Consider the following 18,262-nt stretch of genomic DNA (forward strand, 5'->3'; position numbering starts at 1 on the left):
AATTGGCCGACCATTTCATCGCTTTGAACCGCGGCGTGACGGGCTTCAAGCAGAACGACTTCATCACCGGCACGGCATCGAGCGCGGGCGCCGGCATCGAGCTTCGCATCCTCGACGGCGCGGGCTGGACGAAAAAGGACGCGCTGAACGCGCTCAATGCCTTTCGTCTCTTCATCGAGACCGCACCGTGGGTCGCGACCGCCGGGGTCGACGTGAAGCTTTAGAGCTCCAAGGGGTCCGGATGCCCTTTCATCCGCGGCGGCCGGGACGCGGGGAGATCCCCGGCCAACAATTCGCAAGGCGTCAATGAGCGAGCAAGAAAGCGCAATTATCGGACTGAAGCGCGAGATCAAGACGGTGCGCGCAACGGCCCGGCGTCTGAGAGATCAGAACGAGCGCTGGCGCAAGGTGTGCGCCACGCTCCGCAGCCTTGCTGGTCTTGATGACGGGCAGTTTCAAAATCTGCTCAAGGCCGAGTCACTTCCCGTCGAGTAGGTAGCGCGCACCGGAAGCCGCGTTTCGGATTGAGCTGTCTCCGTAAACAGCTCCGACTTGGACACGTCGCTAACGACCTTCGGCGCTCGAACGGATCGAGCCACGCCTCAAGGTTGGTCCGATGTTCTCTCGCCAGGTCCGCAGTCTCGCGCTCGCCGTTGCTTTCATCGCAAGTCTTTCCTCCGCCTCTGCCCAGACCTATCCGACTGTGCCAAACAACAGCGTGATCGGCCGCATCGGGGTCGGCACCGGCACCGGACCGGCGCAAGCCATCCCGTTCACCTCGCTGCCGTGGACGATCAACTCGACGCCTATCAACGGCGGCGCGAACGGGCAGATCCTCTACGACAACAACGGAAAGGTGGGTGAATATTCGGCATCAGCCGCGCGGACCTATCTCGGTCTGGCTGGCGTCTATTCCGTCGCATGCTCTTCAAACCAATGGATCTCGGCGATCGTAGCCGGGGTGCCTGGCTGCACGCAGCCGTCGTTCTCGAGCCTCACCGGCAACATCTCTGTCTCGCAGATGGGCAGCGGCACAGGCGCAACCGCGAATACAGTTTTCAGCGGTGGCGCAGTATGGGCAGAGCCGCAAGAATTTCGCTTCACGCCAATCAACGCTTCGCCGTCTGTACAATCTATTAAAACGCAGCTCCGAAAAATCCCGGTCTCTTGCGAGGATTACTCGGGCGGGTGCACCACCACCAACATCACCCAAGCAATCAATGATGCGATTTTCAGCGGGAGATGCTTTCAATTCAACGGCACATACACGACCACTAGCACGATCACCATCGACGGCACTGGTCTCGGTGGGGCTAGCAACCTCTGCATCGTCGGACGTGGTGGTTTGGTAGGGCCGTCTTCTGGAACGTTTAACGCGGTCCTGGAACTCAAAAATTTGACGGGCACTACAGTAGACGGCAACGTCACCATTAGCTGTAACAGCAATGCATACATTGGTGCCGGTCTTAAGATATGGTCTTCTGGTGTAGGATTGTCTGCACAATTTCAGAACATCGGGTTTTCACAATTTGCTAACTGTCGTAGGGCAATCCAGATCGGCGACCCAACGCAGTCGACGTTACCCATTTCCGAGATCAATATCTCGAAAGGGTTCTTCTACAATGTCGCTCAAGGCATCAGGGTATATTCCTCCAACGCGGTGGTGAACGCTTCGAATTTCACCAACATCGTTGATCCTCATTCGTCAGGCAACTGGGCGCTTACGGGCACCGGCACCTGCACGACCAACACCATCACGATCTCCAGCCCCGGCGCAAACAGCTACTTTGATCAGTACGACGCTATCTCGGGCACCGGTATCGTCGCCGGTACTTATATCACCGGCCAAACTTCAGGCGCGCTTGGTGGTGCGGGGGTTTATAGCCTATCGACTTCGGGCAACACTTGCTCTGCGGCGGCCATTACAGGTGAGAAGCGTGGGATCAACATCTGGACCTCGGGCGGCACGGTCTCGGTTAGCGGCGGCGAGGTACTCAACACTGTTGTCAATAACGGCTACCTTTGCCTTATCGATATCATGGCTTCACCGAACACCTACGGCAATTGTGGGTTCACCGGAAGTGTTCTTGAGGCTGGCGGCTCATACGCTGCATCCTTCAATCCGACAGCTATTGGCTCTCCAAACGGCGGTGGCCTGTCCTTCACCGGCAACCGCGGTTTCGTCGGCGGCCTGACCACTACCGATCTTATCACCACCGACGCCACCTTCGCCGGTAATATCACCATCTCGGCCAATCGCTTCTTCGGTACCTCATCCCGGACCGGCCGCAACATTGTGGCCAATAACTCGAGCACTAAAGTTTATTTTGATCTTGGCTCGTTCGGCGACAATATGTTGCAAGGCTACGCTGGCGTGTCAGGCGGGACACAGATTTTTGCCACCCCGACGAATTCGACCCTAATGAACTCGCTTGGGACCGACGTCGCTCTGAACAATACGGGGTCATACTTTGTCGGTCCTTCCGTAGCGCAGGGGACCGCAGGAACTTGGTTCGCGAGCGGCACCGTCACGCTTGTGGCTGGATCGGCAGATCAGTTCAATTGCCGTCTGACAGATGGGATCACTGTACTGGCGAGTGCAAATGCAGCGACGGCGGCGGCATCCCCGGCAAGAACGACCATCTCCCTGTCTGCCGTGGCAGTCTCTCCGGCCGGCAATTTGAGAATCGACTGCCAGGATCTGAGCACCACGACGGGAGCCATAAAGTTCAACGCATCAGGTCAGTCCAAAGACAGCACGATAACGGCTGTTAGGCTTCAATAGGGCGGGCAACTTCTGGCGCATCGTGGCGAACAACTGAGGGGGCTGCAGCACCTGCAGTTCCGTGGGTAATCGACTCGGTCCGCCGAGTCGGATAGGAGGGCTGCCTTATCGCAAAAACATCGGTTAGGAATCGATGGCACCCCAGCTATTTAAGTTTCTCAAGTCCGCGCATCTGGACAATATACTTATCCACGGCACGATCAGAATTTCGACTCTATCCTATTTCCGCGCTTGGGAGGGCGGACGCTGGATAGGAGATCCCAACGAGGCAACCACTACTGTAGCGGCCAGCGGCGCGGTGGTTGCGAGCAAACCGGGTGAGACGGTGTCAGACCCTTGGACACCCCCGGGTTTTGGACAGATAGTCAAGGCAAGCGATGGCGGAAAAGTCATTTTTAGTGGAGGAGCGCGAATCAAATTTCGGGGCGCCGACCGCTTCATCTTTTGTGTGTCTCAAGGCGAACGCGATCAGCTGGTTCAAGCTATGTGCAGAGATGCCGAAGAACCATACGATGCGGCTGTCCGCATTCTCCTCCCGCTAGAACTGCTAGCGCATCGGATTTTTTACCGAAGCACCATTGTCGAGTTTGGCGGCGAACCTACGAGATGGTTTTTTGCGTCGGTCAGTTCAGGGTCTGTCGCCTACGATGCCGATGAGCATCATCACTCCGCGGGTTTAGCACCTGCTCCGTCGGCCTTCCGGAAGGATCGGCATTTTGCTGCTCAATCGGAAGCAAGGATCGTTCTGACACCGCACAGGGACCTTGGGCGAGAATGGCTCACCGTGAAGCTGCCTCACCCGGAAAAGCTCTTCGTGGAAGAGTTTAGGATAATACCGTAGGTCCGATCGCCGCGCCGCACCGACGAAATGATTATCCTAGGAGGCCAAGCGTTCCGAAGGTGACTCTGCTTGCTCGAACAGTGACGTGGAGGATCGCGAGAAGATCGTACCTATCGACAGCTGGACGCAGCAGTCTGTCGGTCTCGACGCTTAACTTGATCACAAGCCCGTCATCCTGGAGAAGACAGTATACGGGGCGGCATGGTCCGGGTGTAGTGGAAAAGAAGTCCGCTTGCGCGGGAGGCGGAACGGACAGTGCGTCGAGAAACGTCTTCACGCGATTGTCTATGTCTCCTCCATCACCGATGAGCTGTCCAGGCGCTTGTTGCCGCAAGAATGTGACGTCCAATTCGCATTGCAAGTCGTTGCGCTTTGATATGAGGGGAGCAAATATTGAGGTGCCACGCTGTTCCAAGATCGCGTAGTCACCGGGCTGCGAGCCGGGGTGCCGAAGCCAGTCCTTCTTTTCACGAGCAAGAGGCTCGAAAGTCCAGAGCGCTTCCAGTTGTGGCGCGAGCTTCAGCCGGATGTCATGTATCTCCCGAAGAGTTGCGCGTGGGCGCGGCGGAATTGCGCCTTCGAAAATGAGCCGGAATTTCATAGGTGGCCTTGATGGCGTTGTAGAGCTCTACTGACTTCTTGGCTGAGGGAGAATCGAAGAACTGGCCATCTCGCAATAAGGTCATCCGCGGACCACGAGCGCGATGGACCTTGCCTAGTACGCCGACCAATTGTTGCCGTCCCAAACGAAACTCACCGAGGCGAAAGAACTTTCGATGCGCCAATCTGGAGATCCATCGATCGAACCGCCTTCGGCTTTGATTATGACCGCCCGCTTGTCGGAGTCCCCCTTCTTGTCCTTGATGGAAACAGTTTTTCCCTTGAGAAAACCGGACGGGAGCAAAATGACCGGCGAGACCTCCTCGCTGAGGTTGACTTGGACGAGATCATCCGTCGGCCCAATTCGGTAGGGATTGTCTCTGGTGACCTCCGCAATTCTGACCTGATACGTGCCCTTGCTTTCCTGCGCCAGCTTAAGGCGTTCTTCGAGAGTAGAGATTCGTCCGGTGAAATAGAAATACGCAGCGCCGTATCCGAAAGCCGTTGCGACTGCGGCGACCAAGATCGTCCACTTAACGTGAGCCCGCGAAGTGGGAAATCCATCAATGATGCGGTCTAGCTGATCAGTTGTACCCATAGAATCAAATTCAACCGGAGCGCGCGAGCAAACGCAATGCCCTCGCACACAGATTTTTGGTCTCACGGCCATTGCGCCGCCCCGACTCAGGCGCGCCCTTCCACAGCGCAATAGTGCGTTTTGTGGAGGCGATCATGGCAGGCGTCCAGTTATCTCGCTCCGATCTTCACCGCGCCGCTGAATTGAAGTGGCGCAATATGCCGCCGGGGATGCCCGCCGACTTGGCCGCTGAAATCATGACGAGGCTGAAGGCTGGTAGCACCGTCCGAAAGCTCACGTCGGGAATGAAGGACTTTGGCCCGGCGATCGTGAGCTACGCGCGGTTCAAAAAACATTGCGAGCTTCACCCTGAATGGGGTGCAGAGGCGTGGCGCATTTCGAAGACGAACGCGAGCCTCGGCAAGGGAGCACACAACAGGATCAAGACGCATTGCAAATTCGGTCACCCCTTTGCCCTCTATCAGCGCCTGAACTTCGACAAGGGTAGCGTTATTCGGAAGTGCAACAAGTGTCATTCCCTCCGGTACAAGGAAGGTGGTTTGGTTAAGCCAGAGGTGCTTGTGAAGGTGAAGGCTGAAATCGAGCGAGGAGCGACGATCAGTTCTTTGACAGCAGCCGGCCGGCCAACACGGCTGCTTGCGCACCACGCTCTTAAACGCGCCCGACGCGAAGATCCTGCGTTCGATCGCTTTGTTTACGAAAGGACAAAGGACAATGCCAAACGCGGGCAATTGCTGCGGTGGCAGCGCGTCAGAAACTCGGTCGTGCGCGAGGAGCAGAACGACTACTACAAAATCCGCGCGATGCTGCCGGCGAGTCTCTCGGAAAGAGACGACATTGTGAGCATGATTTTCGAGGATCTGCTGGCCGGTGCCCTAAAGCGCGAGGACGTTAAGAACCGCATTCGCGTTTACATTTCTGCCCACAACCAGGCCTTCGCGACCAAGTACCGCAAGTTCGGTGATAGTCCGCTGCTCTCCCTTGACGAGGCATTGTTCGACGACGGCTCGGGGACGAGAGGCGACACTGTCAGCCGTGGGCTCTGGGACTGAGAGTTGCGCCAGCCCTGGGAAAATTCCCAGGGTACCGGCGCGCCGAAGCGCCCCGAAAGGGGATAGACAAAATTCACCAAATCATGGTGGACTGTCCGATGGGTGTCGAAACCCGGACCGAAGATATCGCCGTCGAAATTCCCTGGCAGGAATTGCCCTGACGCCTGGCAGCGTTGGGCGGCGGCTGAATGAGCCTTGCGGCTCAACGGACGCGCTTGGCGGCGCGGCTCCGAACCCGATCTCTTTGCCTCAGAGCGGCGCTCTTGGCAAGGGCCGGGGGCGGACTGCTCTGTCCAAGGCGCAAGCCTAAAAGCGTCCGACCAGTCTCTTCGGCTGGTTTCGACCCCCCGGCTGCCATGGCTGTCCCATGGCGTAGGCTGTCGAAAGCCTTCTCCGAAGAGCACCATCATGTCCAACGTCATCGACCTGTCCACGCTGCGAGCAGCACGCGCTCTGCCGCTCGAAAACGTTCGCCCTGTCGAGTTCACCGTCACGAAGCGCCAGCGCGGCTGGCGGGGGCGCAATCCGCTCAGGCGCCCCTGCAACAGGATTTCAAACGCCGTCACCGTGGCGGGCAAAATTCGGCGAGGCGAGGCGCTCCGGGTCGATCGCTACCTCGACGAGCGCGCCATCCTTTGGGAAGGCGTGGAGGCCGCTCGGCTCCTCCTGGCGGAGTTGTTCGAGCTCGCCGTGAAGCATGGTGCGGGGGCGGACCAATGAGCAACCTCAGCCAATTCCCGCAAGCTGGCCAACGCGCTCTTTGGGACAAGCACCAAGCAGAGTCATTCCGCGCGATGGAGGGACCTCTGCTCGATTGTGTCCGAATGGCGGGCATTTCCGCGCGGCTCATGTCGGATGTTGCTGACGACACCTTCGACGAGCAATTGGCTTTCGCCGTCTATCACACAAGAGAGATGCTCGAGGCGCTGCTCTCCACCTACCTTGCCGGCTACAAGGAGGGGCGCATCACATGAAACGCCGGCGCCGAACCGAAGCGTGACCGGCAGCGGCTTAGGATGCATCGCCGACGGTGAGGCGGTAGTGACGAGGCCCGCCGGTTCACGCTGGCGGGCCTGTTCTTTGTTGCCAGAACGTTCCGACAGAGGCCGAGGCGCCGGCCTGTTTCCGGCCTCAGCGGCCTAATTTGATTTTGGGGGTGGCCCAATTTGGCGCTTTCCTATAGCCAGGACCGGATTGTAGGCGTACAGGTATTGCATCACCGCGCGATCCCTTAATGGCAGCTATCGGTGGCCGAGAGACATCACAGCGCTCCCGCCTTGGTTCGGAGCGAGAGCTATGTCCCTCCAGTCGGCGCGAAACCTGCCTTCTCCCACAGACAGTCAGATCAAGTGTGACCGCTGTGCAGTCAACCCCCCACTGCTGCAAAAACTCCTGAATCCCCGAACTGGCGGCACCGTGCGCATCTATAGATGCCAGTGTGGCCAGCAGATGTGGCGCGAGACCCATGAGTAAGGCTTCCTCAGTTGGCGGCTCCTAGGCACGCCGGAGAGAATCTGCAAGGGAACGACTCTCCAGCTGAGAGAATTGAATTTTCGGTCTGTGGCGCGATCCTCCAAGTGTCGCGACATCCACCCGGGACGGCCCATCGTCTGACGCGCGTTTGGCGGTGGGTCGGTTCTCGCGGCTCGTTGGCGCTCTCCTCCAGCACGGGAACTCGCGGCAATCGGTCGGATTGGTGCTGTGCTCCGGTTCAAAGCCCCTTGGTGCCGGAGCGTCCAACGGCCCCAGCCGCCGCCTTTAGCTGGAGCCGTTTTTTTGGCCGGCTATCGCGCGTTTCGATAGCCCATGATTGCAAGCCCATGATTGCAAGCTGCGGGTTGCCGCGATCGAAGTCAGGCCGGACGTCGGCGCCGCGGCTGGCGCAACCTGCGCAGACGAAGCGCGGCTCGAGATCAGATAGCCGCACCTCATCGGCCCAGCGATCGGCATCCAGGGCAACGTGACGGCCGCAATGGCAGTAGACCAGGACGCCGCGCACGCCCATGCCACGCATCTGGCCGAAGGTGATCTTGAGCGGTCGACCGTCGGCGTGAGTAGGCGTGTGGCGGCGGGCATGGCGGGGCATCCCACCATCCAAGCGCGGCGCCGGCGAGAGTCAAATGATCAATCCCTTGGGCCTCGGTGCGCGCGCGAGCTACTGCGCGTCGTGGGTGTGTAAAGCAGGCCAACGGCGCCCGGTCATTCGTCCGCTTGCGGCGGGAGCGGATACTTTCTGGCCAGATGGCCAAGCGGCTCACCCGCCTCGACGTCGGTGAGCTCGCGCAAGCCGAGGATCTGTGCTCCAGATCGGCTGCGGTAAACGTCAACTTGATCTCGCCAAATCTGAGGCGTCGGACCGCGGGGGCCGCGAAGCCATACAAACCAGGCCCTACTCAACCTTTCACTCCTGCCAGCGGATCCTAGTGGGGCGCCACGAGCGCAGCCACGCTGAATGCGACCACGCAGGCGGCCGCTAATGACCAGAGTGCTATTGCAATCTCTTTTGGCATGGAGACTAAAACAGGAAGGCCGGGTTCCGGGTTCCTCCGGCTTGATCTCCACGGGTCCGACGTCAATGGTCCTTCTTGGTGAAAACCACGACGTCCCCATCGCGCCGCGGTGCGCAACCGTAGTCTGCGGCGAAGCGTCCAAGCTCCTCAAGGCCCGCCGTATCGAATTCGCTTAGCGCAGTCTCATCTCCCTCGTCGAGGCCGGAGAACAGCCATTGGGCTTCCTTGAACGTGATAGAGCCCGCTTGCCCAGGGGACAGCCCTTCAAGCGCCTCTGCGAGCTCGTCCTCTGTCCCGGCCTTCAATTCAGCCACGTCCGTCATCGATCGTCCTTTCGATTTATTGCCCGCCTCATTTAGTCTCCGGCTCCGTCTCCGCCAACATAAGTTCCTAGAAATTTCGGCGGCGACTTTGGAGGGCCGTCTGGCTGCCGGAGCCTGATCCGGCATGGGGCCGGATCAGCACGACATCGACAGCGCGCGCGCATGGAGCGCATCAGCCGGGATTTGGCGGCGGAGAGTCCGCTGCTGCTCGCGCGCGCGGGTCTGCTCGAGATGGCAGCGAACTATCGCGCTGAGGCGGAGAGTCTTGGCCCCAATGTTGGCCACAAACTTCCCGATACGCGATGTTATGAGACGTACAGCGATCGCGCTCGCAGGCTGAAATTTCCAACGAAAACAGAGAGAGCAGTACGGCCCGTCACGCGCCTCTGCGCATTACAAAACCGCTGCTCTACCGCTGAGCTAAGCCGGCGACACTTGGGGAAGGGGCCGGCAGATGCCGGGAGCCGTCCACCCGTGCGCGCCGCAATATCAGACTTGGCCGGAAAGAGCCAGAACCGCGATCGTCGTCGCGACACATGAATCAGGCGGCCCAGCGGGCCGCCTGTTGTGCCGTTCGATATGAGTCCCGTTTATTGGCACATGTGCCGGCGGCCATCTTCGCCCTTGAACAAGGTGCCGGGCGTGCAGACGAAGCCGTTACGCTGGGCATAGGTGCGGGTGTCCCAGCGGCGATTGTCCCACGAATTGTCGTAGGCGTAGGAATTGTCCCAGGCGCGGAACGGAGCGGTTGCGATCGCCCCCGCGGTACCGATCGCGGCACCGGCTACGCCCGCGGCGACATCGGTCGGCCAAAAGCCGGTGCGGCTCCTGTTCCAGTCGTTATTCCAGTCGCCGCTGTTAGTCTGCCGATAGGACATGCGACGATGGCGATAGCCCCGATCGGTGTACGGGTTTCCCGGTCCGAGGTTCTGGCAGTTGGCATTGGGGAACTGGGCCGAGCAGCGGGCAGGATTATTGATCACCGCCTGTGCCATCGCGGAGCCCGCGAGAGTGGTGGTTGCGATCGCGACGGCGCCGAGGACTTTGACATTCATGATTGTTGGCTCCCGTTGTGATTGAACGGGGGCTAAATATCGAGCACGCCGGACGTTCCGGTGAAACCAGTCGATTCTCGTGGCTGGACGGTCAAACAGATGTGAGCATTCGGCGTGGTTCCTGTCGGTGAGCTCAGCGCCGTTAACGCTTCACTAGTCCGCTTTGCAGCATTTGAGCAGCGCGCAATCCTTGCACATTAGGCTTACCGGAAATTGGTGAGCGGGCCTTAACCCTCTCGGCGTTGCGATCGGATACGTTGTCGCCGGATAAATGGGGTCCTCTCATGCGCGCTGTGGCGCTCGCCGCTTTTCTGATCGGACTGCCCGCGACGGCGCTTGCCGGCGGCGGCTTCGATATTGTCGTTCCCGGCCGTCCGGGCGTGCCGATCATCATCAACAACATCGACGCATCCTATAGCGTTGTCGAGGGCGTCTGGGGCCTCGGCAAGAACCAGCAGGTGCAGCCGACGATCTATGGCGGGCGTTATATCGCCGAGCGGCAGCCCGACGACGTTGGCCATTATTATCCGACGTTGGGCCTGCGGCCCGGCTACGGCCGGCTCGAGGTCGAGCCGCCCGCGAACCGCAGATTGCCGAAACCGGCCGAGAGCTACCACCAGAGCTGGGGCGCGCAATCGGCGCCGCTGCCGCCGCAGATGGACGTGCCCATCGATCCCCCGCCGGTGATCCTCGCGCCGGAGATCAATGTGAATCCGCAGCATCGTCGGCCGCGGCCGCATGCCGAGGGGGCCGGCAAGCCGCCCGGTTAAGAAACGTCAAAATCCAACAAACGAAGATTAACAGGAGAGAGTAATGCGTCAGATAATTTCGGGACTGGTCGCCGCGGCTGCCGCGATGTTCGTGGGGGCCGCGCCGGCCGCGGCGTGCGGCTTCAATCCGTGCCAGCCGGTCGCGCCGGTCTATTCCGGCTGCAACACCGGTTGCGGCGGTTATGGATACGGTTATGGCGCCTATGAGCGCCTCGTCGAGCCGACCACGCAATATTACTACGTCAACCAGGGGCCGACCTACACCGGCCCGGGCGCGTTCGCGCCGTATCCGACCTACCGTGAAGACGCGGTCGTTGCCCCCGCCAATTATGGCTACGGCTATGGCTATCGCGCCGCCGCGGTCGCAGCTCCGGACGCCTATCCCTATCGTCGTCCGTACTATCGGCCGTATCGCTACGGCTACGGCCCGCGCCACGGCTATCTGCCGCGCGTGCACTACGGCTACGGTCCGCGCTATGGCTACGCCCGTCGCGCGCCCGCGCCGTACTATTACGGCGGCCACCGCGTGCTGCGCCGTTACTACTGATCTCTGACTAGCTGCCAACGAGACGCCCGTTCGCGTGATGCGGACGGGCGTTTTGCTTTTTGTGGCGTGAACTTGTTCTGTGTTGGCTTGCCAAGCCGAAGCTTGCGTTCGCCTCAGTCCGTCTTCGCCCTACGGGCCTCGCCGGACACCACGCTTCACCCTTCGGGATCACGTGGCTGCGCCACGCGTAGCCTGAAGGGTGAAGCGTGGTGGGGGAGGCAGGACTCGAACCTGCGAAGCCATGAGGCGGCTGATTTACAGTCAGCTCCCTTTGCCACTCGGGACACTCCCCCGCTCGACGGCAGCACAATCGGGCCGGACCTTGCCGGCGGACCGAAGACGGCCATGGAACGTGAAGGCCGCGACAACCCGGATCGGGGCGCGACCGGGCGCGTTTATGAGCGATGCGGTGGGGCAAAGTCAACCGAGGCGAACAGCTAAAACCGCGCCCAAAGGCAGCCAAATTGCCATATTCCGGCGCCCGTGACACAAGCGAGCCCATGAAGGATCGAAAATTTGGCCCCAAGGGGGCTCGCGGCGGGGCTAAGCCCTTCAACAGGCCCGGGAAGTCCGCCGGCCGGCCAGCTTGGCGCGACCGCGATTCGCACTCCGACGGGCCCGTTATCCTGTATGGCTGGCACACCGTCACGATGGCGCTTGCCAACCCTCGGCGGCGGATCCGCAAGCTGACGCTGACCGAGAACGCCGCAAGGCGGCTTGCCGACGAAAACATCGCGACCCCCGTCGCGCCGGAGATCGTGCGGCCCCAGGAGATCGACCGTCTGCTGTCGCCAGACGCCGTGCATCAGGGTCTGCTCGCGGAAGCCGATCCTCTGCCTTCGCCCGACATCGAGACACTGAAGCAGGAAGGCATGGTGCTGGTGCTCGACCAGATCACCGATCCACACAATGTCGGCGCGATCTTGCGCTCCGCCGCGGCCTTTGCAGTGAAGGCGATCGTCACCACCGCGCGTCACAGTCCGGAAGCAACCGGCGTGCTCGCGAAGGCAGCCTCCGGTGCGCTCGAGCTCGTGCCGCTCATCACCGTGCAAAACCTCGCTCGCGCGCTCACCGCGCTGAACGAGCGCGGCTTTCAGACCGTCGGGCTCGACAGCGAAGGCACTGAGGATCTCGGCGACGTCGCACTGCGTGAGCCGCTGGCGCTGGTGCTCGGCGCCGAAGGCAAGGGCCTCAGGCAGTTGACCCGCGAGACCTGCAGCGTCGTGGCGCGGCTCGACATGCCCGGCGAGATCAAGAGTCTCAACGTCTCGAACGCCGCCGTGCTCTCGCTCTATGTCGGCGCAAGCAGGCTCGGGCTGATGAAGCAGGGCGCGACGTCCTAGACCGAAGGCAGACTTTACCCGATCAACTCCCGCACCATCGGCACCACCTTGCGCCCATAAAGCTCGATGCTGCGCATCAGCTTCTCGTGCGCCAATGGACCTGCCGAATATTTCAACTGGAAGCGCGAGATGCCGAGCGCCTTTGCCGTCTTGGCGATCTTGCGTGCGACCGTTTCCGGCGCGCCGACATAGAGCGAGCCGTGCTCGGCCTCGTTCACGAACTCGTCGCGACCCATCGGCGGCCAGCCGCGTTCCTTGCCGATGCGGTCACGCATTGCCTTGTAGTCTGGCCATAGCTCCTCGCGCGCCTGTGCGTCAGTCTCGGCGACATAGCCGGGCGAATGCACGCCGATCGGCTGCGCCGGGCGACCGAACTCCTTGAACGCGCGATGATAGAGATCGACGTAAGGTGCAAAGCGCGCGGGATCGCCGCCGATGATCGCGAGCATCAAGGGCAGGCCGTAATGCGCGGCACGCACCACCGATTGCGGACTGCCGCCGACGCCGATCCAGGTTTTCAGCGTGCCGTTCTCGATTGGCGGATAGACCAATTGATCGCGCAGTGGCGGACGCAGCTTGCCTTCCCATGTCACCGGCGTTTGCGACAGCAGTGCCGTGAACAGGTCGAGCTTTTCTTCGAACAGCTCTTCGTATTTGCGCAGGTCGAAGCCGAACAGTGGAAAGGATTCGGTGAACGAGCCGCGGCCGAGGATGACCTCGGCGCGCCCGTTCGAGAGGGCATCCAACGTGGCAAAGCGCTGGAACACGCGGATCGGATCGTCCGAGCTCAGCACTGTCACGGCCGAACCGAGATGGATGCGCCTGGTGCGCGCCGCGATGGCTCCGAGCACGGTCTCGGGCGAGGAGATCGCGAAGTCGGCGCGGTGATGTTCGCCGAGACCGATGAAGTCGAGAGCGAGCTCATCGGCCAGCACGGCTTCGTCGACGACGTTGCGGATCACCTGCGCATGCGAAAGCATCGCGCCGGAGGCGTCCTTGGTGACGTCGCCAAAGGTATCCAGTCCGAATTCGAGCGGTGCGGTCATCGAATGAAGTCTCTGCGGGAAGATGGACGACACTTAATGAACAGCCGCACCGCCACAAGGCGGCTTTCGGAAATGCTCAGTTTCCGTTGTTCAATCGGGCCCGAACCTACCGCCACATCCCGCGCATCTTCGCCCCGATGTCGATCTTCGGCCCCTGCGCCGCGGTGCGCGCCGCACCCGCTGCGGCCTTCGGCCAGCCGGTGCGCTCGAACAGATAGACCAGCTGCTCCGGGATGAAGCGGGTGCGCGAGGCGTAGACGTGGCGGTCGCCCTTGGCGGCCTGGCCGTGGACGAAGAAGCGCTGTGGCACGACGAGGTGGAGATCGTCCTTGGCGCGCGTCATTGCGACATAGAGCAGGCGGCGCTCCTCTTCGAGCTCGGCGGTGGTGCCGGCGCCGAGATCGGAGGGCATGCAGCCGTCGACGACGTTGAGCACGAACACCGACTTCCACTCCTGGCCCTTGGCGGAATGGATGGTGGAGAGGATCAGGTAGTCCTCGTCGCGCAACGGCGGACCGGATTTGTCGCTGGTTGCATTGGGCGGATCGAGCGTGAGCTCGGTCAAAAATTTCTCGCGCGAGCCGTAGCCGCTCGCGATCTGCTCGAGCTGCATCAAATCGGCGCGCCGCGTCTCGGCATCCTCGTGGATGCGGTCGAGATGCGGCTCGTACCATAGTCGCACGCGTTCGAGATCGGTCGGCCATTCCGAATAGCGCAAATTCTGGGTCGTACGGACGAAGTCGGTCCAATCTGCACCGGCACGAGCAGGCGCCGGGAGCTGGCCGAGCGCGGTGAGCGGATCGGTGCTCTCGGCCATCTGGTCCAGCACGCGCTGCGCGGTGGCGGGTCCGATGCCCGGCAACAGATGCAGGATGCGGAAACCCGCGACCCGGTCGCGCGGATTCTCGGCGAAACGCAGCAGCGCCAGCACGTCCTTGACGTGGGCTGCATCGAGGAATTTCAGTCCGCCGAACTTGACGAAGGGGATGTTGCGGCGGGTCAGCTCGATCTCAAGCGGGCCCGAATGCGAGGAGGTCCGGAACAGCACCGCCTGGTGCTTGAGCAGCGCGCCTTGCTCGCGATTGGCCAGCACTTGTTCGACGATGTAACGGGCCTGATCGGCCTCGTCATGCACGGTGACGAGCTGCGGCTTGTGCGACGAGGCGCGGTCGGTCCACAGATTCTTGGTGAAGCGCTCGCGCGCGAGGCCGATGACGCCGTTGGCCGCCGCCAGCACTGCTTGCGTCGAGCGGTAGTTGCGGTCGAGCGTGATCATTTCCGCACGCGGCGAAAAGCTCTGCGGAAAATCCAGGATGTTGCGCACTGTGGCGGCGCGGAACGAATAGATCGACTGGGCATCGTCGCCGACCACGGTGAGCCCGTGTCCGTCGGGCTTCAGCGCCAGCAGGATGGAAGATTGCAGGCGGTTGGTGTCCTGGTATTCGTCGACCAGCACGTGATCGAAGCGGCCGCCGATTTCTTCCGCGATCAGCGCATCGCTCATGATCTGCGACCAGTAGAGCAGGAGATCGTCGTAATCGAGCACATGCTGGGCTTGCTTGGCCTCGACATAGGCCGCGAACAGGCCTTTCAGCTCGGCCGACCAGCCCGTGCACCAGGGATAGTGCGCCCCCAAAACCTTCTCGATCTCCATCTCGGCGTTGATGCAGCGCGAGTAGATCGAAAGGCACGTGCCCTTGGCCGGAAAACGGCTCTCCGTTTTCGAGAGGCCGCGCTCGTGCCGGACCAGGTTCATCAGGTCCGCGGAGTCCTCGCGATCGTGGATGGTGAAGGCGGGGTCGAGGCCGATGCGCTCGGCATATTCGCGCAGGAGGCGCGCGCCGATGCCGTGGAAGGTGCCGGCCCAGGTGAGCGCATCGCGCATGATCGCGGCGTTGTTCTCGCCCAGCACTTTTCGGGCGATGCGTTCGACGCGGCCGGCCATCTCGGCCGCGGCGCGGCGGGAGAATGTCATCAACAGGATGCGGCGCGGATCGGCGCCGGCGACGATCAGATGCGCGACACGGTGGGCGAGCGTGTTGGTCTTGCCGGAGCCGGCGCCGGCAATGACGAGCAGGGGGGCGCCCACGGTCGCGCCTTCCGCCACGCCATGCTCGACGGCGCGGCGCTGCTCCGCATTGAGCGTGTCCAGATATGTCGCCACGAATCGCCCCGGTGAAAGGCTGAGAGTCGGCGATCCCGGCGCGAATCGCAATCCAGCTGGACGAAACCGGGTTTAGGATTTAGGGGGAAAGACGGCCCCAAGTTCCAGCCTGAGAAACCCTCCGGTATGACCGAGCTCAAGCCCGACCAGTTCGAGATGCGGCGGCTGGAATCGCTCAGCAACACCATTTTCGGCGTCGCCATGACGCTGCTCGCCTATGACTTGCCCAAGGCCGCGGTGTTCACCAGCGCCCCCGGCTGGAGCGATCTCGCCCATGTTTATTCCGGCAAGCTCGCCGGCTTTGCGCTCAGCTTCATCATCGCTGGCGTGTTCTGGATCAGCCATCACCGCCGCCTTGCGCGCCAGCCGGTCGGCAGCCGCGGCGCGGTGATCCTCAATCTGTTCTTCCTGCTCTCGATCGTGCTGCTGCCGGTGACCAATGGCCTCTACACCAATTACAGCATGAGCAACGCGGTGGCGGTGCTCTATGGCCTGCATCTGACCGCGATCGCCGGCCTTAATGCCTGGCTGTGGTGGACCATCCTGGGCGGGTGGCGCCACGAGATCATGGGATCGGTGTTTCCGCTGCTCGTATTCATCCCGGGCACGATCGTCGCGGCGTTCGCGCCCCACGTCGCGCCCTTCGTCTGGTTCATCGCCTTCGGCGGCGTCGCGATCCAGCGCTTCACCAGCGCGCGAACGGAGTCGGACGCGTAAGGCGGCGGCTTATCCGGATGTCGCGCCGAACCCGTCGGCCGGCACGTAAAGCTTGACCGGGCGGATTTCGTAGACTGCCGTCGGATTGACCGCACGCAGCTTCCGCGCCGCCGCGATCGCCTCATCCTCGCTGGCGCATTCCATGAGGTGGAAGCCCAGCAGCTGCTCCTTGGTCTCGGCAAACGGACCGTCCAGCACCATGCCCGCGCCGGGGCCCCGCAAGGTGCGGGCCTTTCGGGTCTCATCCAGACGGGCGGCCGGCCCAAACTGTCCGCTGGCCCGCAGCGGCGCCTGAACCTCGATGACTTTGGCGACGACGGCGGCGTCCTGCTCCGGCGTCCAGGACAAGACCTCGTCTTCCACGTGATAGGCCAGGATGGCGTACAGCATCGTCACCTCTCTTCTGCGCAACTTTTTTACGAAAGTCCCAAGGACGTAGCACCGCAGTCCGTGCCGACAATCCCGAAGCAGAATATTGCGTGGCCGGCAAGCGACGAAACTGTCCTGAAACCCGATTGCGGCCGTGCCGCGTGAACGCCGCCGAAAGCGATCGCGACTGATGACCACAAACAACAAGGTTTTTGCTGGAGGCGGCAATGGCGGGTTGCACCATCAAGATCATCTGCGACGCGCGACGGGCGGGACAATCCGAACCGGCCGATCTGCACGACCAGGCCTGCCATCACCGCTATTACGGCAGCTCGGCCGAGAATGGCGGCGAGCGGATCGTGGAGAGCCGGCGCGGCAAACGCCCGCGTGCGCCCAACATCTGCGATTTTTGAAGCCGTTGCCCAAGGCGGTGGTCGACCATGGACGTCCTGCAGATATCAATTGCGGCGATGCCGTTCCTGCTCTCGCTGGCAAGCAGGACCGGCAAGGCGATTGCCCCATGCTTGCTCACGAGCATCTGCACGGTGCTCCTCGGTGCGGAACCTCACCGCGCGGTCATGGCCTGGTGCGTCGGCATGCTGATCGCCGCCGTCGGCTTGCGCGAACGGCTTCGCACGAGCTGAGCTGGCGAGCGGCCGATCCTCCCGATCAGGGCAAATCTGAAAAGGAAAAGGCGCGGCGGGGAGTGCCCCGTCGCGCCCGATTTCTTGCTCGCTGGTCCAGGGCTGAGAGCGCCCCGATGCCAAGCCTTATTCAAGCCTAGTGGGCGATCCCAGCGAGGTGACAGCGCTTGAGATAAGACACTGGATCACCTCCTTTCGTTGGTTTCGGGAGATTTCAATATAGGTTGTAAGGCCGCCGCTGTTAAGGGCAGGCGGGTCGGTCGGAACCGAAGCTGGTTCGTAAGGGCCCAGCAAGCTGTGCGAAAAGTCGCCGTCGCGGCAGTTGAGACCTCCGTCCGACCGTGTTAGGGAGCCCCTGACGCGGGTGTAGCTCAATGGTAGAGCAGCAGCCTTCCAAGCTGAATACGAGGGTTCGATTCCCTTCACCCGCTCCAATGTTCTCAATGTCCGGCCCGGACACATGGGTAACAGGTCGTACCTGAGAGATAGGTGACAACCTCGTGCCGAACGGGTTGTCGCGGGGTTTCAGGGTCGTTCACTCCAAGGTCGATGCCGTTTGAGCCGATTGGCTGCGTTCCTGCAGGAGTTGCAGCGTGACGCATCCCTGGCCTGATCATTGTTGCTCGGCTCGCGCTGCCGCCGTCAACCCCGCGCGTGCCGCGCCCCTTCGGGCTTCGGGGGTTGACCGCGACAGCGGAGCCAAGCAACCGGCCGATCATGCCAAGAATGCACCAGAGTGCGTCGCGATCAGGGCGCTGGGGTCGTAGTTGAGACATCGGGGACGGGCTTCGGGCCGAACGGGTTGTCGAGAGGTTGCAAGGTCTTTTGCTCCAGGTCGAAGTATCCCAGATCGTAGTGCATGAAGCTGACGAGCCAAATGCCGTCGTCGACTTCCTTG

Annotated in this window: 20 protein-coding genes, 2 tRNA genes and 1 pseudogene; 14 read left to right on the forward strand and 9 right to left on the reverse strand. The window is 61.7% G+C overall.

Annotated elements, in window-relative coordinates:
- Positions 1–2 precede the first annotated feature (2 nt).
- The 4 genes from IVA98_RS33355 to IVA98_RS33370 all read left to right on the forward strand — a co-directional run bounded on the left by IVA98_RS33355 (position 3) and on the right by IVA98_RS33370 (position 3,626).
- Entirely contained in the window at positions 3–224 is a 222-nt protein-coding gene (locus IVA98_RS33355; RefSeq protein WP_247298156.1) for a hypothetical protein, read from the forward strand.
- Positions 225–306: 82 nt separating this feature from the next.
- Positions 307–495: a hypothetical protein gene (locus IVA98_RS33360; protein WP_247298159.1), complete on the forward strand. Its 189-nt coding sequence runs from the start codon at positions 307–309 to the stop codon at positions 493–495.
- Positions 496–616: 121 nt separating this feature from the next.
- On the forward strand, positions 617–2,785 hold the full coding sequence (locus tag IVA98_RS33365; RefSeq protein ID WP_247298162.1) for a hypothetical protein: 2,169 nt from the start codon (positions 617–619) through the stop codon (positions 2,783–2,785).
- A 133-nt stretch (positions 2,786–2,918) separates the two neighbouring features.
- A complete protein-coding gene (locus IVA98_RS33370; RefSeq protein ID WP_247298165.1) occupies positions 2,919–3,626 on the forward strand; it encodes a hypothetical protein in 708 nt (235 codons plus the stop codon).
- Positions 3,627–4,341: 715 nt separating this feature from the next.
- Here the strand turns inward: IVA98_RS33370 and IVA98_RS33375 are convergent.
- Positions 4,342–4,749: a hypothetical protein gene (locus tag IVA98_RS33375; RefSeq protein ID WP_247298167.1), complete on the reverse strand. Its 408-nt coding sequence runs from the start codon at positions 4,747–4,749 to the stop codon at positions 4,342–4,344.
- Positions 4,750–4,958: 209 nt separating this feature from the next.
- Between IVA98_RS33375 and IVA98_RS33380 the strand changes: the two genes are divergently transcribed.
- The 3 genes from IVA98_RS33380 (at position 4,959) to IVA98_RS33390 (ending at position 6,850) form a co-directional block, all read left to right on the forward strand.
- The gene (locus tag IVA98_RS33380) at positions 4,959–5,876 is read left to right on the forward strand and encodes a hypothetical protein (RefSeq protein ID WP_247298171.1); all 918 of its coding nucleotides are present in this window, start codon (positions 4,959–4,961) and stop codon (positions 5,874–5,876) included.
- 408 nt (positions 5,877–6,284) lie between these two features.
- Positions 6,285–6,596, forward strand: a complete 312-nt coding sequence (locus tag IVA98_RS33385; RefSeq protein ID WP_247298173.1) for a hypothetical protein — start codon at positions 6,285–6,287, stop codon at positions 6,594–6,596.
- Positions 6,593–6,850 carry a hypothetical protein gene (locus IVA98_RS33390; protein ID WP_247298175.1) on the forward strand — a complete coding sequence of 86 codons (258 nt, stop codon included), beginning with the start codon at positions 6,593–6,595 and terminating at the stop codon, positions 6,848–6,850. Before IVA98_RS33385 ends, IVA98_RS33390 begins: the two co-directional genes overlap by 4 nt.
- 737 nt (positions 6,851–7,587) lie before the next feature.
- Here IVA98_RS33390 and IVA98_RS37385 read toward each other — a convergent pair.
- From IVA98_RS37385 to IVA98_RS33405, 3 genes are all read right to left on the reverse strand, one after another.
- On the reverse strand, positions 7,588–7,962 hold the full coding sequence (locus IVA98_RS37385) for a hypothetical protein (protein WP_346657753.1): 375 nt from the start codon (positions 7,960–7,962) through the stop codon (positions 7,588–7,590).
- A 486-nt stretch (positions 7,963–8,448) separates the two neighbouring features.
- Entirely contained in the window at positions 8,449–8,709 is a 261-nt protein-coding gene (locus tag IVA98_RS33400; protein ID WP_247298178.1) for a hypothetical protein, read from the reverse strand.
- 590 nt (positions 8,710–9,299) lie between these two features.
- Positions 9,300–9,764 carry a hypothetical protein gene (locus IVA98_RS33405; protein ID WP_247298182.1) on the reverse strand — a complete coding sequence of 155 codons (465 nt, stop codon included), beginning with the start codon at positions 9,762–9,764 and terminating at the stop codon, positions 9,300–9,302.
- Between the two features lie 284 nt (positions 9,765–10,048).
- On the opposite strand from IVA98_RS33405, the gene IVA98_RS33410 reads away from it, so the two are divergent.
- Complete coding sequence (locus IVA98_RS33410) at positions 10,049–10,534, forward strand: hypothetical protein (RefSeq protein ID WP_247280933.1); 486 nt, start codon at positions 10,049–10,051, stop codon at positions 10,532–10,534.
- A 43-nt stretch (positions 10,535–10,577) separates the two neighbouring features.
- Positions 10,578–11,081 (forward strand): hypothetical protein, encoded by a 504-nt coding sequence (locus tag IVA98_RS33415; RefSeq protein WP_247335068.1) that lies wholly within the window; start codon positions 10,578–10,580, stop codon positions 11,079–11,081.
- Between the two features lie 207 nt (positions 11,082–11,288).
- On the opposite strand, the gene IVA98_RS33420 is transcribed toward IVA98_RS33415, so the two are convergent.
- Positions 11,289–11,374 (reverse strand) — tRNA-Tyr (locus IVA98_RS33420).
- 207 nt (positions 11,375–11,581) lie between these two features.
- Between IVA98_RS33420 and rlmB the strand changes: the two genes are divergently transcribed.
- Positions 11,582–12,424 carry a 23S rRNA (guanosine(2251)-2'-O)-methyltransferase RlmB gene (gene rlmB / locus IVA98_RS33425; protein WP_247298188.1) on the forward strand — a complete coding sequence of 281 codons (843 nt, stop codon included), beginning with the start codon at positions 11,582–11,584 and terminating at the stop codon, positions 12,422–12,424.
- A 14-nt stretch (positions 12,425–12,438) separates the two neighbouring features.
- Here rlmB and IVA98_RS33430 read toward each other — a convergent pair whose 3' ends face one another.
- Together IVA98_RS33430 and IVA98_RS33435 are read right to left on the reverse strand one after the other, a co-directional pair.
- A complete protein-coding gene (locus IVA98_RS33430; protein WP_247335069.1) occupies positions 12,439–13,470 on the reverse strand; it encodes an LLM class flavin-dependent oxidoreductase in 1,032 nt (343 codons plus the stop codon).
- Between the two features lie 106 nt (positions 13,471–13,576).
- Complete coding sequence (locus tag IVA98_RS33435) at positions 13,577–15,634, reverse strand: ATP-dependent helicase (RefSeq protein ID WP_247298193.1); 2,058 nt, start codon at positions 15,632–15,634, stop codon at positions 13,577–13,579.
- A gap of 126 nt (positions 15,635–15,760) precedes the next feature.
- On the opposite strand from IVA98_RS33435, the gene IVA98_RS33440 reads away from it, so the two are divergent.
- Positions 15,761–16,351, forward strand: coding sequence for a TMEM175 family protein (locus tag IVA98_RS33440; protein ID WP_247356537.1), 591 nt, complete (start codon positions 15,761–15,763; stop codon positions 16,349–16,351).
- A 9-nt stretch (positions 16,352–16,360) separates the two neighbouring features.
- On the opposite strand, the gene IVA98_RS33445 is transcribed toward IVA98_RS33440, so the two are convergent.
- A complete protein-coding gene (locus IVA98_RS33445; RefSeq protein ID WP_247280939.1) occupies positions 16,361–16,741 on the reverse strand; it encodes a YciI family protein in 381 nt (126 codons plus the stop codon).
- A 206-nt stretch (positions 16,742–16,947) separates the two neighbouring features.
- Here IVA98_RS33445 and IVA98_RS33450 point away from each other — a divergent pair, with 206 nt between their 5' ends.
- The 3 genes from IVA98_RS33450 to IVA98_RS33460 all read left to right on the forward strand — a co-directional run bounded on the left by IVA98_RS33450 (position 16,948) and on the right by IVA98_RS33460 (position 17,798).
- Complete coding sequence (locus tag IVA98_RS33450; protein ID WP_247298202.1) at positions 16,948–17,133, forward strand: hypothetical protein; 186 nt, start codon at positions 16,948–16,950, stop codon at positions 17,131–17,133.
- A gap of 27 nt (positions 17,134–17,160) precedes the next feature.
- Entirely contained in the window at positions 17,161–17,364 is a 204-nt protein-coding gene (locus IVA98_RS33455; protein ID WP_247335075.1) for a hypothetical protein, read from the forward strand.
- A 360-nt stretch (positions 17,365–17,724) separates the two neighbouring features.
- A tRNA-Gly gene (locus IVA98_RS33460) sits at positions 17,725–17,798 on the forward strand.
- 313 nt (positions 17,799–18,111) lie between these two features.
- Here the strand turns inward: IVA98_RS33460 and IVA98_RS37860 are convergent.
- Positions 18,112–18,262 (reverse strand): annotated as a pseudogene (locus IVA98_RS37860) (IS481 family transposase); the annotation flags it as partial.

Source organism: Bradyrhizobium sp. 160 (assembly GCF_023073735.1).
Lineage (GTDB): Bacteria > Pseudomonadota > Alphaproteobacteria > Rhizobiales > Xanthobacteraceae > Bradyrhizobium.

What these genes read in the sequence shown, in the direction of transcription:
- IVA98_RS33360 (WP_247298159.1), top strand. Translation starts at nt 307, where the DNA reads ATGAGCGAGCAAGAAAGCGCAATTATCGGACTGAAGCGCGAGATCAAG.
- IVA98_RS33365 (WP_247298162.1), top strand. Translation starts at nt 617, where the DNA reads ATGTTCTCTCGCCAGGTCCGCAGTCTCGCGCTCGCCGTTGCTTTCATC.
- IVA98_RS33370 (WP_247298165.1), top strand. Translation starts at nt 2,919, where the DNA reads ATGGCACCCCAGCTATTTAAGTTTCTCAAGTCCGCGCATCTGGACAAT.
- IVA98_RS33380 (WP_247298171.1), top strand. Translation starts at nt 4,959, where the DNA reads ATGGCAGGCGTCCAGTTATCTCGCTCCGATCTTCACCGCGCCGCTGAA.
- IVA98_RS33385 (WP_247298173.1), top strand. Translation starts at nt 6,285, where the DNA reads ATGTCCAACGTCATCGACCTGTCCACGCTGCGAGCAGCACGCGCTCTG.
- IVA98_RS33390 (WP_247298175.1), top strand. Translation starts at nt 6,593, where the DNA reads ATGAGCAACCTCAGCCAATTCCCGCAAGCTGGCCAACGCGCTCTTTGG.
- IVA98_RS37385 (WP_346657753.1), bottom strand. Translation starts at nt 7,962, where the DNA reads ATGCCCCGCCATGCCCGCCGCCACACGCCTACTCACGCCGACGGTCGA.
- IVA98_RS33400 (WP_247298178.1), bottom strand. Translation starts at nt 8,709, where the DNA reads ATGACGGACGTGGCTGAATTGAAGGCCGGGACAGAGGACGAGCTCGCA.
- IVA98_RS33405 (WP_247298182.1), bottom strand. Translation starts at nt 9,764, where the DNA reads ATGAATGTCAAAGTCCTCGGCGCCGTCGCGATCGCAACCACCACTCTC.
- IVA98_RS33410 (WP_247280933.1), top strand. Translation starts at nt 10,049, where the DNA reads ATGCGCGCTGTGGCGCTCGCCGCTTTTCTGATCGGACTGCCCGCGACG.
- IVA98_RS33415 (WP_247335068.1), top strand. Translation starts at nt 10,578, where the DNA reads ATGCGTCAGATAATTTCGGGACTGGTCGCCGCGGCTGCCGCGATGTTC.
- rlmB (WP_247298188.1), top strand. Translation starts at nt 11,582, where the DNA reads ATGAAGGATCGAAAATTTGGCCCCAAGGGGGCTCGCGGCGGGGCTAAG.
- IVA98_RS33430 (WP_247335069.1), bottom strand. Translation starts at nt 13,470, where the DNA reads ATGACCGCACCGCTCGAATTCGGACTGGATACCTTTGGCGACGTCACC.
- IVA98_RS33440 (WP_247356537.1), top strand. Translation starts at nt 15,761, where the DNA reads ATGACCGAGCTCAAGCCCGACCAGTTCGAGATGCGGCGGCTGGAATCG.
- IVA98_RS33445 (WP_247280939.1), bottom strand. Translation starts at nt 16,741, where the DNA reads ATGCTGTACGCCATCCTGGCCTATCACGTGGAAGACGAGGTCTTGTCC.
- IVA98_RS33450 (WP_247298202.1), top strand. Translation starts at nt 16,948, where the DNA reads ATGGCGGGTTGCACCATCAAGATCATCTGCGACGCGCGACGGGCGGGA.
- IVA98_RS33455 (WP_247335075.1), top strand. Translation starts at nt 17,161, where the DNA reads ATGGACGTCCTGCAGATATCAATTGCGGCGATGCCGTTCCTGCTCTCG.